The following is a 13,468-nucleotide window of genomic DNA, read 5'->3' on the forward strand; positions in this document are numbered from 1 at the left end:
CTTAGCCCCAATCAGGCGTTTGGCACGCCCAGTGAATCCACAAAGTAGTCCAGCAGCATTCTCACCTTTGGCGACAGGTGACGGTTATGGGGATACACCGCCCAGATACCGTCATCGTCTTCCTGGTAATGAGTCAGAAGAGGTATCAGCGTACCCGCGTCGAGTGCCGGCCCAACGTAATAATCCGGCAGCTGGACAATACCAACCCCCTTCAGCGCTGCATCCAACAAGGCTCTGCCGCTGTCACAACGCACGTTTCCACGAATCCGGACATTGCGGGGATGACCCGCATCCTGAAATCGCCAGTAGCCCAGATTCCCCTGAAGGCAATTATGGTGTTCCAGCTCAGACAGAGAGTGCGGGGTGCCATGGACAGCGAGATAAGCTGGCGAGGCGCATACATACAGAGTCCGGGCAGCAAGACGCCTGGCCATCAGGCTGGAATCGTCCAGTTTACCAAGCCGTACCGCAAGGTCGTAACCTTCCGCCACCAGGTCCAGTTGCTGGTTGGTCAGTTTCATTTCAACGTCGAGTTCGGGATACCGCAGTACGAAATCGTTGACCAGCGGTGCGATCGACTTCTCTCCGTAGGTTACCGGCGCCGTCAGTCGCAGCCGGCCCTGGGGCACCAGCTGCATATTGGTCATAGAGCGCTCCGCCTGTTCAAGGGCGTCCAGTATCTGGCGACAATGCTGATAGTAGATCTGCCCGGCCTCAGTCGTGGAGACGCGCCGGGTCGTTCGATAGAACAGACGGGTGGATAACCTGTCTTCGAGCGCGCTGATCTGTCGGCTGACGTGAGCGGTCGAGACGTCCAGGCGTTTTGCCGCCCGGGTGAAGCTCTCCGTTTCAGCCACCGCCACGAATTCGTTTACACCTTCCCAGCGCTGCATGTCACCACCCTACTTTTGCTTCAGCAATCCTGATTATTACACATGAGTAAAAGTGATTTCACGAATACGGTCATTATCAACATCTGTGCAGCAAATATAATCACCAGATCATTCGGGCAGTGTCCAAATACAGATGCATCACAAACGGAGAGAATTATGAGCGAGATGATCAAATCAAAAGCAGCCATTGCCTGGGGACCGGGGCAACCACTCTCCATTGAAGAGGTGGATGTAATGCCGCCGAAAGCTGGTGAGGTTCTGGTGCGGGTGATCGCTACCGGCGTGTGTCACACCGACGCGTTTACGCTTTCCGGAGACGATCCCGAAGGTAATTTCCCCGCGATTCTGGGCCATGAAGGCGGCGGCATCGTTGAGGCCATCGGCGAAGGTGTCACGAGTGTCGAGATCGGAGATCACGTTATTCCCCTGTACACGCCAGAGTGTGGGGAATGTAAATTCTGCCTCTCTGGTAAAACCAACCTGTGCGGGAAGATCCGGGAAACCCAGGGCAAGGGCCTGATGCCCGATGGCACCAGCCGTTTCTACAAGGATGGCCAGCCAATCTATCACTACATGGGCTGCTCCACCTTTTCCGAGTACACCGTGCTGCCGGAAATCTCTTTGGCCAAAGTGAACAAAGAAGCGCCACTGGAAGAAGTGTGCCTGCTGGGCTGCGGAGTAACCACCGGCATGGGCGCCGTCATGAATACTGCCAAGGTGGAAGAAGGTGCCACCGTGGCGATCTTCGGTCTGGGCGGCATCGGCCTGTCTGCCATTATTGGCGCTACCATGGCCAAGGCCAGCCGCATCATTGCCGTCGATATCAATGAGAGCAAGTTCGACCTCGCGAAGCAACTTGGCGCAACCGATTGCATCAACCCCAAAGCCTATGACAAACCCATTCAGGAAGTCATTGTCGAACTGACAGACGGCGGCGTGGACTACTCCTTTGAGTGCATTGGCAACGTCGACGTGATGCGTTCTGCCCTGGAATGCTGCCACAAGGGCTGGGGCGAATCCGTCGTCATCGGCGTCGCAGGTGCTGGCCAGGAGATTTCCACCCGTCCATTCCAACTGGTGACCGGTCGAGTCTGGAAAGGCTCCGCGTTCGGCGGCGTCAAAGGCCGCTCCGAGCTTCCTGGAATTGTCGAGCGGTATCTGCAGGGCGAGTTCAAACTCAGCGATTTCATCACCCACACCATGAGGCTTGAAGACATCAATGAGGCGTTCGAACTGATGCACGAAGGAAAGAGCATTCGTAGCGTGATCCATTTCGATAAGTGACCGGCGCGGTCGCCTGCCACCCATGGCAGGCGACTCACCCACGGAGTTCTTGATGAGCATCGAAAACCTGAGCAGCAACAAAAGTTTCGGTGGCTGGCACAAGCAGTACAGCCATCAGTCCGACACCCTTGGTTGTGTCATGCGTTTCGCGATTTACCTGCCACCACAGGTGGCTAGTGGGCAAAAGGTACCCGTCGTTTACTGGCTATCGGGGCTGACCTGCACCGACGAAAACTTCATGCAGAAAGCGGGCGCCCATCGGGTGGCCGCCGAACTGGGCATTGCCATTGTGGCCCCGGACACAAGCCCCAGAGGCGACGACGTCGCCAACGATGACGGTTACGATCTTGGCCAGGGGGCGGGGTTCTATGTGAATGCTACCGAGAGCCCCTGGAACACGCATTACCGCATGTACGATTACGTGCTGAATGAACTACCGGCACTGGTGGAGTCGGTGTTCCCAGTGACCGATCAACGCTCTGTCGCGGGACATTCCATGGGCGGGCATGGCGCCCTGGTGCTGGCATTGCGCAATCCACAGACATACCAGTCGGTGTCTGCTTTCAGCCCGATCAGCAATCCGGTCAGTTGCCCGTGGGGCAAAAAAGCCTTTGCCGCCTATCTCGGCAACGACACCGGGCGCTGGGCTGCCTACGATGCCAGCCTGTTAATGCGCAAGGCACAGCAATTCGTGCCGGCCCTGGTGGATCAGGGTGACGCTGACAACTTCCTGGCCGAACAGCTTCGCCCCGAAACCCTTGAGGCGTCAGCCCATATCAGCGGTTACCCGCTGGAACTGAATCTGCGCGAGGGCTACGACCACAGCTACTACTTCATTGCCAGCTTCATTGAGGACCATCTGCGATTCCATGGTCGGCATCTGGCCCCGTCCACGGTCTAGACCTGGCCGGTTAGAAAGCCGACCTCATCAGCCGCAGAAAAAAAGGCCCGCTGTATACAGCGGGCCAAAGGTTCACCAACCTATGCGAATTACTTCAGGCAACCGAACGTTCCAGAGGCTCTCCACACCGGTCGACCCAGAACTGTCGTTCTGAAACAATTTGCCCTGCCAGTACGAAGCCTTGAAGGCACTCCGATTCATCAAGGAAAAAGGCCCGGGAGCCATGCTTATCGCGCTCAACCTGCCAGCGTCCTTCCAAACTGTTGGACGGACTTAACAGGGTCAGCGGAAGTGCCGGTGTTTTGACAATGACAGGCATCGGTGGGTACTGAACCATAGTTGGTCGCCCCAACAGAGTATCCGCCAGTGCCCGGATGCCGTGGGTGATTGGTGCAATGTATGGCAACAACCGGCCATTGATCTCAACGCAATCGCCAATCGCAAATACGTCCGGGACTGTGGTCTTCATTCCACCATTGACCTGAATACCCTGATTGACGTCCGCTCCGATGGACTCTGCCAGCTCCGTTCGGGGTCGCAAGCCAACGGCGGAAATCACCAAATCGGTGACCAGCTCAGTGCCATCACGCAGTACTACCCTGTATTGGCCGCCTTCCTTCTCGATCCGTTCGACGGTATTGCCCTGATACCAGTTCACGCCTTGCTCCCGCAACGCCTCTTGCAATTGCATGCCTACGTCATACGGCAACAACCGGTCCATCGGGGATTCGGCGAGGCCAACAACGTCCACCAGGCAACCGGCAGCCGTCAGGTCATTCGCAAATTCACAGCCGATCAGGCCATTGCCGATAATGGTGACTCTGTCGCCACTCTGCAGACGCTCCCGCATGTAGCGGTAGTCCTGCAGGTCGTTAACGCTCAATACGTCCTCGGCGCCGCTCCCCTCGATGGGCAAGCGAATGGGCTCAGCACCCAGAGCCAGCACGAGTTTGCTGTAGGGCTGGGAGCCGGCATCGGTTTCCAACGTTTTCGTTTTCGGGTCGATGCTTTGTACCCGACAGTGGGTATAGACTCGGATATTCAGGCGCTGTTCCAATGCCAGGGGCTTTTCGCTGACAAGATCGTCCGCGCTCTTGTCACGGGCCAATGCATTGGAGAGTGATGGCTTGGAATAGTGGTGACCGTCGTCTGCTGTAAATACAACGATGGGCGTGTCCGGGTTGCGTTCGCGGATTGCTTCGGCCAGGCCGTATCCTGCATAACCACTACCTACGATGGCAATGGGTAGCGCAGCCACACTGGCTGCTTCCGTGACAGGGGCACTCGGCTTCTGCTCGGTTTTCAGCTCAATCATCTCGAAATCGGCTTTGCCCACGCCACAGTCAGGGCACACCCAGTCGTCCGGAACATCTTCCCAACGGGTACCCGGGGGAATTCCTTCGGGTGGCCAGCCCTTGGCCTCGTCGTAGATCAGACCGCAGATAGTACATAGCCACTTTTTCATGATTTGGCCCTCCCTCGGTGCCGCTATCCGGGACAGCGGCACCGTCATCGTATTTATCGGGTGATGCGAATCGCTACGTTCTTGGTGCGCACGTAACTGTAGAGTGCTTCCTGCCCTTTCTCGCGGCCATAGCCGGAGAGCCCGTTGCCACCAAACGGTGTTTCTATGCCACCGGCAAACCACTCATTGACGAACACCTGGCCGGCATCCAGTGCCTGAGAGGCACGCAGGGCCCGGCTGATGTCCCGGGTGAAGACGCCCGCGACAAGCCCATAGTCGGTGCCATTGGCCAGCTCGTAGGCTTCCTCTTCACTATCGAAAGGCGTGATGGCGATGACCGGACCGAACACTTCGTCGCCGAACAGGCGCATGTCAGGGGTGACATCCGCGTACACCGTAGGCTGCACAAACGCCCCCGGCAGACCTTCCACAGCACGCCCACCGAAAACGAGGCGTGCGCCATCCTCTTCCGCTTGACGGCACAATTCGAGAACACCCTCACGCTGCTGCATCGACACCAGCGGCGTAATATCCGGGTTATCCTTGCCGCCGCCAATGCTCAGGCCCTGGGCCAGCTCTGCAACCCGGCCAACCACCTCGTCGTAGATCTCACGCTGAACCAGCAGACGGGACATGGCCGAACAAACCTGCCCGGAATTGAAGAAAATCCCGCTTTTTACACTGGAGACAACCTCATCCAGATCCGCATCAGAAAACGCGACAGCAGCGGATTTACCACCCAGTTCCATAACGCAAGGCACGGCATTCTCGGCGGCTGCCCGCATAATCGAACGGCCAGTCGGCACAGAACCGGTGAAGACGATCTGATTGGTTTCCTTGTGCGCCACCAACGCAGCGCCGATCTCGCGCCCGGGCCCTGCCAGGATGCTCAGCGCCCCCTTGGGCAAGCCGGCACGTTCGCATGCGGTTGCCAACAACGTGATCGCCAGTGGCGACACCTCGGGCGATTTCACGATCACTGCGTTTCCAGCAGCCAGCGCCGGTGCCAGTGAGCGCGCGCAGATCGAGACCGGAAAGTTCCACGGGACAATCTGTACTGAGATGCCCTGCGGCTCGTAGGTGGTGAAATCGACATAGTCTTCCCCCAACGGGATCGACTTGCCTTCGATCTTGTCCGCCATGCCTGCGTAATACTCAAAGTAAGCCGCGGATTCAGTGAATTCACCCAGCGCATCGTTGAGCGACTTGCCGTTCTCACGTGAGGCGAGCAAAGCGCCTTCATCCGCCAGCTTGCGGATCTCGGCTCCGATCCGGTAGAGCAGCTCCGCTCGCTGGGAAGGACGTTGACGAGTCAACCGGCCTTCCCGCACACACTTCCGTGCGGCAACGATGGCACGCTCGACATCGTCCAGGTCCGCACTGGCAATGGTGGCGAAAACGCTATCAGAGGAGGGATCACTCACCTCAATGGTCGTCTCGCTGTCGACCCATTCGCCGCCAATAAAATTCAGCCAGTGGTTGGGTTGTTTGTTAGACATAGAGAATCATCCTTCCAGTGCGCTGGCATAGCGATTGGCTACCCAGTTGTGAAAATGGTGTGTCGGGCCGTCCAGAACCGGTGAGAACACGCCGCCCTGGAAGCCAGGTGACCGACGGCCAACCTGCATCCCCTCAACGGCAAACACATCCTCGCCGAATACCACGCGCCAGGCTTCGATCTGCGAATGTCTGCAAGCGGCATATTCATCGCCACACGCCTCTTCACCCACATAGAACACACGCAGGTTTTCCAGCGTCCGGTCATGGGCTTTCGGCTCCAGAATAATGGCGAAAAAGTGGTCCGCCTGGAGGCCGAGCAGAACGTTCGGATAGAGCGAAATGTACTCTGCCTGGCGCAGGCGATCCTGTGGCCAGGACGGGAACCGTGGCAAATGGGTGCCAGCAACATCCGACAGGTTATAGGTGTGGCTGCCCTGCCCAGACATATTGTCACTGACCACCAGGTTGTAATGCTGGTCCAGCGGCGAGTACGTGTTCAGGCTGGGATGGACCCACGGCAAGTGATAGGACTCGCAATAGTTTTCCACTGCCAGCTTCCAGTTGCACTTTACTTCCAGTTGCATCTGACTGCCGGTCGGCGCAATGTTCAGGTTGTCCCAGCCTTCCCTGCCGCACAGGTCGCTCCAGCGCTCTTTCAGCGGTTCAATATAGGTGTCGAAATCGACCGCATCACCAGACAGGTTGATAAACACCATGCCTGCCCAGACATGGGAGCGAACCTCCCGCAACCCATGCTTCTCGCACACAAACCCTTCGGCTTTGTGTTTGCCATAACCACCGATGTGCGGCGTGCCTTTCAGGTTGCCATTCAGATCGTAGGTCCAGGAATGGTAGGGGCAGCGCACCATGCCTTCCACTTCGGTTTCTTCGGTCAGCAGGATCATTCCCCGGTGGCTGCAGACATTGTGGAAAACCTTGAACTCGCCATCCCGGTTACGCATGATCGCCAAAGGCAAGCCCATGAACTCATAGGGCTTGGCAAAACCATCCATCGGTAGGTCACTGGTGAAACCAAGCGCTGCCCAGCCTTTCCCCAACACCTCATCTCGCTCCAGTTCATACAGTGAGGCGTCGTCATAAACGGCGTTGGGCATACCGGACGCTTCGGCCAGCGGCTTGCGGACATTGTCGAGTGCTGTTGTTGGAATCAGACGCGTTGTTGTTGTCATGGCATTTATCTCCTCTCTCGATCTCTGAAGATCTTTCTTGGCCCTGTCAGGGCTACCAGCAGCACATTGACCTGACTCAGTGACTACAGGTCGTTGCTGTATGAGGAGCGATAGTAAGGATGGCGAACTTTTTTCAGCAAACGACTTTTAAGCCGCCTGTTCATGACAATTTCTCATGAGGTTTCACGCGCCTGATTTCGAGGCCCTGACGCGCATGCGCCTGACCTTTCTTCATAAGCTCATGACATATCATCGTCTGCGATCGAACGTTCGACGATTTACCCGAGGGCAGGAGCTCTGGCAAGACCTTGCATGACAAAACCTCATGACTTGAGGCACAAAAACTCGTTTGATCAATATCAATTAATTGATGAGGATTGCATCCACTGTCCGGGCAGCCCTCCAAGAAAAATAACGGGCTGAGCGGATCGACGATCAATACAATAATGAAGGTGCAACTCTCATGAGAAATGACACTGGTCTGGTGTACGGCATCGACCCAACGGTCACCGTTGTTTCAAAGATACTTATTGTCGGTTTCGTCCTGCTCTGCGGCTTTATGGCCACAGAGTCCAGCGCACTTTTCCAACAGCTATCAGATACGGTCCTTAATAACTTCAAATGGTTTTATCTGCTGCTGGTGTCTGCGGTACTGGGGCTGCTGCTCTATTTGATGTTCAGCCGCTACGGCCATATACGCCTTGGTAAAGACGATGAACTACCGGAGTTCCGCTATCGTTCCTGGCTTGCCATGCTGTTCAGCGGTGGTATGGGTATTGGTCTGATTTTTTGGTCGGTGGCGGAGCCCATGTGGCACTACGCCGGCAACCCCTTCTCAGAAACCGGCTTGAGCGCTCAGGCTGCCGAAACGGCAATGCGCCTCACGTTTTTTCACTGGGGGCTGCACCCCTGGGCCATTTTTATCCTCGTCGCCCTTGTGATGGCCTACTTTTCGTATCGAAAAGGCCTTCCCCTGACGATGCGCTCCGCACTCTATCCCCTGATTGGAAATCGCATCTACGGCCCTATTGGTCACACCGTTGATATTCTTACTGTGGTGATCACCGCTTTCGGCATCTCTACATCATTGGGGCTCGGCGTAGCCCAGATGAATACCGGTCTAAACAAAGTATTCGGCCTTTCCATTAGCGCCGAAAACCAGATCCTGATGATCTCCGTCATCAGCACTCTGGCCATCATTTCAGTGATATCAGGTGTTGGGCGCGGCATTCGGATACTGTCCGAATGGAACATGAAGCTATCGATTCTGCTGGCCGTGGTGGATGACCTGGGCGCCTTTCGTTGGCATCTTCATCGCACGCATTTCGCGGGGTAGGACCATTCGTGAACTGATTGCCGGCGCCCTGATAGTACCCACGCTGATCACATTTATCTGGATGTCCGTCTTCGGAGGAGCAGCATTGAAGATGGAGCAGGATGACCACGCTGCTCACCAGAGTCAGGTAGAGGCGGGCCTGCTGGTCGATGAGGCCGCGGAGTTCAAGGGCGGTGACATCCTTCTGGCGACTCAGGCCGAGACCACATCGGCGATATTCACACTCGTTTCGAAACTCGATTCCGGCGTTATAGGCCAGTCCCTATCTGTTTTAATTATCCTGCTTCTTGCTACCTATTTCATAACATCCGCAGACTCGGGTACGCTTGTATTGTGTACATTGAGCACCCGGGGCAGTCTCGAACCTCCCATGACCTTACGACTGATATGGGGCGTGATGCAGGCTCTTATCGCTGGCGGGTTGCTCTACGCCGGGGGACTGAAGGCAGTGCAGACAGCAACGATTGTTGCCGGTATGCCCATTGCCGTTTTGCTGCTGGTTATGTCGGTCTCTTTGATGAAGACGCTGCGTGCCGAACTCGGGCTTTCAGCACTAGCCCCGATGTCGAAAATAGAGGAAAGTGAGTACAGTCAGGGCAGCGAAGAGGCGTCGGAATCCGACAGACTTTCGCTCGCCAATCAGCTCCGCTAATAACAAGTACCAACTTTGCCAGAGAGAAACCGGTGAAAATAAAACCCTTACCTCCTCTGAACAGCCTGGTGGCTTTCGAGTCGGCCGCGCGCAATATGAGTTTCACTCAGGCGGCCTCCGAGCTGAGTGTGACTCAGGGAGCCGTCAGCCGGCAGATCCGGCACCTTGAGGAATACCTGGGCCGCGCACTCTTCGTCAGGGACAAGCGCCAGTTGGGGCTGACGCAAACCGGCACGGATTACTACGCCAGCGTGCAACAGTCCCTGCAGGTGTTGGCCGACGCGACAAGCGATGTCCTGCAATGGCGGTCGAACAAGCAGATCACAGTGGCCACCTCAAACGCGATGGCCTCGCTCTGGCTGCTGCCGAGACTGCCGAAGTTCCAGGACCTCTATCCGAATATCGATGTCCGCATATTGGCAACGGATTCTCTGAAGGGCGTGCGTAGCTCAGAGTACGATGTAGCTCTGTTCTATTATCGGAAGGCCCCGACGGGAACGTCTGTAACCCCCCTGTTTCGTGAACGGGTCTACCCCGTTTGTAGCCCGGTTTTCCTGGAGCGCCAGACTGCGGACGCTCCAGAAGAGGTGCTTGGTACAACTCAGCTCTGGCTAGACTCCAATGAGAACTGGCTGACCTGGAAAGAATGGTTTCGCTCTGCCGGACTGAAACTGATCGAGCCCCGCCGCAGACTCAACCTTAACAACTATCCCATGCTGATCCAGGCAGCACTCAACGGCCAGGGAATTGCCCTTGGCTGGCAGCAACTGGTCGAACAATATCTGGACAACGGGGTACTCGTGCGCCCCGTTCCCACAGAGCTGAATACCGAGGCCCATTTCTACATGCTTGAACCCGAGGAGCAGGCCAGAAGAAAGCCCGGTGTCGAGGAGTTCCGTAACTGGCTGCTTGAGCATGTCAGGGAAGACCCCTCCTATTCGGGTGAAACATCGGCCACCACCCGTATTTCTGCGCCATCGAACTAGGCCTCAAGGTCTATTGCGAAATGATCTTTGTTCAGCCAAGGAGCGCGAGCAGCCAGATCAGGCACGATATCCTCTCGCAAAAGGGTTCGAATGCTTTCCGCCACCTGTGAGGGGATATCGCCCATTTCCCCTTCCCTCGCCAACAGATACAGCTCGCGTGCATGACGGCTGGCATCAAGTTCGATAAAACGGACCCCCTCTGTCCTATACAACACCTGGGCAAGACACAGCCCACTGAGTATTGCCCAGCCATGTCCATCCTGAACAAAGCTCATCAACGTATGCGTATCGTCGGTTTCATATCGAACACTGGTCTGAAGCCGCATACGCCGCATTGTCACTTCGCTCAAGGCGCCTATATGCGTGTTGCGCCCATAGCGGATGAGCGGTTTGGACTGTAAAAGTCTCTCTACCCAACCTGGCGCGCCATGATTCACATCCACACCCTCCAACATTCTGGTTGATGCTGCCGCCAGCATTGGATCTCGGCAAAGACGGACCCGCTCAAGCCCGGCGACATCGTGCATCGGCTCACTGGAAACCAGAATGTCAATTTCACGATCCAGGAACGCCTGCGTTAACGTTGGCGTCATACCGCTACGTAGCGTCAGTCGTTCGATTCGGCTACTCAGCCTGGCGATAAGTCTGCTGCCGAATACCTCTGAGCAGGATGTCACAAGCCCCAGGCGACACTGAACCAGGTTCATTTCCGCCGTAGACCTCAGTTGCACGCTCAACCGGCGTAGATCCGCAAGGATGGTATCTGCACTGCGCTTCAGAACCTGCCCTGTTGCCGTGAGCTGTACCGGCCGCGTGCGACGGACGATCAATTCCGCCCCGACTATACCCTCAAGCTGTTTCAACGACTGGGAAATTGCTGACTGTGTGACCGACAGCCGATTGGCCGCGTCGGTCAAGGACTGAGACTCGGCAATTGTTACAAACGTGCTCAGTAACTGAGTATCGAGAAGATTCGGGTCCATTGTTAAAAATCACCATTGCATAAGCACAGCTAATTATACCTATAATTTTTAATCACATTGCTCTCTAAATGTAGATTATCTAATAGTTGACGCGAATAATCATTGTGTAACGCGAACAGGCCCGAACCACTGGGCCTTGATACCGCAACACAGCAATGAGCGATACAGGCAATGATTCTTCCCCAATACGATGGCCACTGCGGCTGGTACGAAGCCCTCGACAACGTTTCATCGTTTCCCGAGCTCATGAGCAATGTGCGAGTGGATACCGTCGTGATTGGTGGCGGTTTCGTCGGTTGCGCAGCGGTGCGTCGACTGGCTGAAAACCGCCCCAACGAACGGTTCCTTCTCATCGAAGCGCTCAAAATTGGCCAAGGCGCATCTGGGCGTAACTCGGGTTTTGTTATTGACCAGCCCCATAAACGGGACCTGGAATCGAATGACAACGATCTGAAGCGCAAACTGGTTTGCCTGAACCGGACCGCCATCGACTACTTGAAAACCCAGATCGACCAATACGGCATTGACTGCCAGTGGTCCCCTGCCGGCAAATATCAGGCCGCCGTGGGCGCGCGAGGGGAGAAGTTTCTCAGCCATTACGAAGAACTGCTGAAAGGCTTTGGCGAAAGTTACGAGAGAATCCCCCGCGAACGGATCAAGTCAGTCTTCGGAACAGACTTCTACAGCTCTGCGATTTTTACGCCGGGTGGCGCACTAATGCAGCCCGCGGCATTGATGCGCGGGCTGGCAGACAATATGCCAGACAACGTTCAGATCGCCGAGAACACGGCGGTTACTGAAATCACCCGGACGGAAAGCGGTTTTCTGTTGAAAACCGGAAACTCCAGCATCAAATGCCGCAAACTAATACTGGGTACGAATATCTTCACCGCCGAACTCGGTTTCATGCGCGACCGTATACTGCCAGTCATGACCTTCGCCAGCATGACCAAACCTCTGACGGATGATCAGATGAAACGCTATGGCGGGCAGCTCGATTGGGGAATCACACCGGCGGACCACGCCGGCACGACGGTCCGCATGACACAGGACCGGCGAATTATTATCCGTAATTCCTATCGTTACGCCCACGACTACAATACGCCTCAGGACCTATTGCCTGGCCTTGGAGTGCGGCACAGGAAAGCGTTTGATGCGCGCTACCCGCAACTCAAGGATGTGGAATTCGAGTACACGTGGGGCGGAGCCAGCGGCCTGTCCGGCAACTTCGAGACCTACTTTGGAGAAATAGAACCGGGGATCTACCTCTCGTGCTGCGACCAGAGCGTTGGCGCCGCCCGGGGTACCGTATCCGGCATGATGCTGGCGGACATGGCGTGCGGAAAGAAAACCGAACTGCTTTCCGACATGCTTGAAGTATCGGGCTCCCCTTCCCGACTACCACCGAAACCGCTGCTGAGGGTGGGCGTGCCTTTGCGCATGGCGATAGCACGATTTGCCAGTCGTTCAGAAGTCTGACACTCCGACCGAAACACAAAAGGAGCCCCCTTGGCCGCAACACTGATTCGCCACTCAAGCCTGAATTTCAAACACCGTGGAGGCCCGCCGGGGCACGCTGAAGTAGCGCGGGCCGTCAGCATCGAAATGAGCAATACCATGGGCGCCGGCGTCGCCCATTTCGACGCCTGCTCCGTCGCCTGGACAGTACTGTACGATGAGGTCGTGTATGTGATCGAAGGCGTATTTCGCCTCGTGGTCAACGAAGGCGTGCTCGAAGCCGCCCCCGGGGACATTCTCTGGATTCCTGAAGGTACGGAACTCCGGTACGAAGGCGATCGGGCAAGCATTTTTTATGCGGTTTACCCGGGGAACTGGAAGGCAACAGAATGTACATAGCTACAAAAAACGGATAGAAATGTTCACTAACCGGATATTTGCCCACGCCTGAATAACCGATAGTTCAAATGCCAAACAACAAGGAGAAGGCAAATGAACTATCGACATTCATTGTTAGCGCTCGCTATTGCATCCGGTCTCAGCGCGGCCCCCGCCGTTCACGCTCTCGAACTCGGCGAGTTCAACGACACCAAATTCAGCATCGGTGGCTATTTCAAAGCCGAAGCCATCTATGAAAAAGTCGATGATGGGGATTCCCGCATCTTCGGCCGTTCCAACCAGTCCCGCGTTAACCTGATCCATAACATCACCCAGGATCTGGAAGCCGGGATAGAGTGGCGAAAGTACAATCTCGCCTTCGGCCCACTGTTGCCCGAAGGCCAGCAGGTTGAGGTCATGGCCAAGTACAAATTCTGATCCG

General features: G+C 56.0%; 13 protein-coding genes. 8 read left to right on the forward strand and 5 right to left on the reverse strand.

Features of this window, described 5'->3' with window-relative positions:
- Positions 1–11 precede the first annotated feature (11 nt).
- On the reverse strand, positions 12–893 hold the full coding sequence (locus R1T46_RS02490; protein WP_286749976.1) for a LysR substrate-binding domain-containing protein: 882 nt from the start codon (positions 891–893) through the stop codon (positions 12–14).
- A 165-nt stretch (positions 894–1,058) separates the two neighbouring features.
- Between R1T46_RS02490 and R1T46_RS02495 the strand changes: the two genes are divergently transcribed.
- Both R1T46_RS02495 and fghA read left to right on the forward strand, forming a co-directional pair.
- The gene (locus tag R1T46_RS02495) at positions 1,059–2,177 is read left to right on the forward strand and encodes an S-(hydroxymethyl)glutathione dehydrogenase/class III alcohol dehydrogenase (protein WP_317308250.1); all 1,119 of its coding nucleotides are present in this window, start codon (positions 1,059–1,061) and stop codon (positions 2,175–2,177) included.
- A gap of 52 nt (positions 2,178–2,229) precedes the next feature.
- The gene (gene fghA, locus R1T46_RS02500; protein WP_317307211.1) at positions 2,230–3,078 is read left to right on the forward strand and encodes an S-formylglutathione hydrolase; all 849 of its coding nucleotides are present in this window, start codon (positions 2,230–2,232) and stop codon (positions 3,076–3,078) included.
- Positions 3,079–3,172: 94 nt separating this feature from the next.
- On the opposite strand, the gene R1T46_RS02505 is transcribed toward fghA, so the two are convergent.
- The 3 genes from R1T46_RS02505 to R1T46_RS02515 are packed head-to-tail and all read right to left on the reverse strand — an operon-like array spanning position 3,173 to position 7,233.
- The gene (locus R1T46_RS02505; protein WP_317307212.1) at positions 3,173–4,543 is read right to left on the reverse strand and encodes an FAD-dependent oxidoreductase; all 1,371 of its coding nucleotides are present in this window, start codon (positions 4,541–4,543) and stop codon (positions 3,173–3,175) included.
- 53 nt (positions 4,544–4,596) lie between these two features.
- Positions 4,597–6,042, reverse strand: coding sequence for an aldehyde dehydrogenase family protein (locus R1T46_RS02510; protein ID WP_317307213.1), 1,446 nt, complete (start codon positions 6,040–6,042; stop codon positions 4,597–4,599).
- A gap of 6 nt (positions 6,043–6,048) precedes the next feature.
- Complete coding sequence (locus R1T46_RS02515; protein WP_317307214.1) at positions 6,049–7,233, reverse strand: aromatic ring-hydroxylating oxygenase subunit alpha; 1,185 nt, start codon at positions 7,231–7,233, stop codon at positions 6,049–6,051.
- Positions 7,234–7,696: 463 nt separating this feature from the next.
- Between R1T46_RS02515 and R1T46_RS02520 the strand changes: the two genes are divergently transcribed.
- The 3 genes from R1T46_RS02520 to gcvA are packed head-to-tail and all read left to right on the forward strand — an operon-like array spanning position 7,697 to position 10,207.
- Positions 7,697–8,569 (forward strand): BCCT family transporter, encoded by an 873-nt coding sequence (locus R1T46_RS02520; RefSeq protein ID WP_317307215.1) that lies wholly within the window; start codon positions 7,697–7,699, stop codon positions 8,567–8,569.
- On the forward strand, positions 8,517–9,221 hold the full coding sequence (locus R1T46_RS02525; protein WP_317307216.1) for a BCCT family transporter: 705 nt from the start codon (positions 8,517–8,519) through the stop codon (positions 9,219–9,221). Before R1T46_RS02520 ends, R1T46_RS02525 begins: the two co-directional genes overlap by 53 nt.
- 32 nt (positions 9,222–9,253) lie before the next feature.
- Complete coding sequence (gene gcvA, locus R1T46_RS02530; protein WP_317307217.1) at positions 9,254–10,207, forward strand: transcriptional regulator GcvA; 954 nt, start codon at positions 9,254–9,256, stop codon at positions 10,205–10,207.
- On the opposite strand, the gene R1T46_RS02535 is transcribed toward gcvA, so the two are convergent.
- Positions 10,204–11,190 carry a LysR family transcriptional regulator gene (locus R1T46_RS02535; RefSeq protein ID WP_317307218.1) on the reverse strand — a complete coding sequence of 329 codons (987 nt, stop codon included), beginning with the start codon at positions 11,188–11,190 and terminating at the stop codon, positions 10,204–10,206. The two genes, gcvA and R1T46_RS02535, sit on opposite strands and share 4 nt — an antisense overlap.
- 171 nt (positions 11,191–11,361) lie before the next feature.
- Between R1T46_RS02535 and R1T46_RS02540 the strand changes: the two genes are divergently transcribed.
- The 3 genes from R1T46_RS02540 (at position 11,362) to R1T46_RS02550 (ending at position 13,464) form a co-directional block, all read left to right on the forward strand.
- Entirely contained in the window at positions 11,362–12,669 is a 1,308-nt protein-coding gene (locus R1T46_RS02540; protein WP_317307219.1) for an FAD-dependent oxidoreductase, read from the forward strand.
- Between the two features lie 30 nt (positions 12,670–12,699).
- Complete coding sequence (locus tag R1T46_RS02545) at positions 12,700–13,047, forward strand: cupin domain-containing protein (protein ID WP_317307220.1); 348 nt, start codon at positions 12,700–12,702, stop codon at positions 13,045–13,047.
- Positions 13,048–13,140: 93 nt separating this feature from the next.
- Positions 13,141–13,464, forward strand: a complete 324-nt coding sequence (locus R1T46_RS02550) for a hypothetical protein (RefSeq protein WP_317307221.1) — start codon at positions 13,141–13,143, stop codon at positions 13,462–13,464.
- The last annotated feature ends 4 nt before the right edge of the window (positions 13,465–13,468 follow it).

The organism is Marinobacter salarius, from assembly GCF_032922745.1.
Classification (GTDB): Bacteria; Pseudomonadota; Gammaproteobacteria; order Pseudomonadales; family Oleiphilaceae; genus Marinobacter.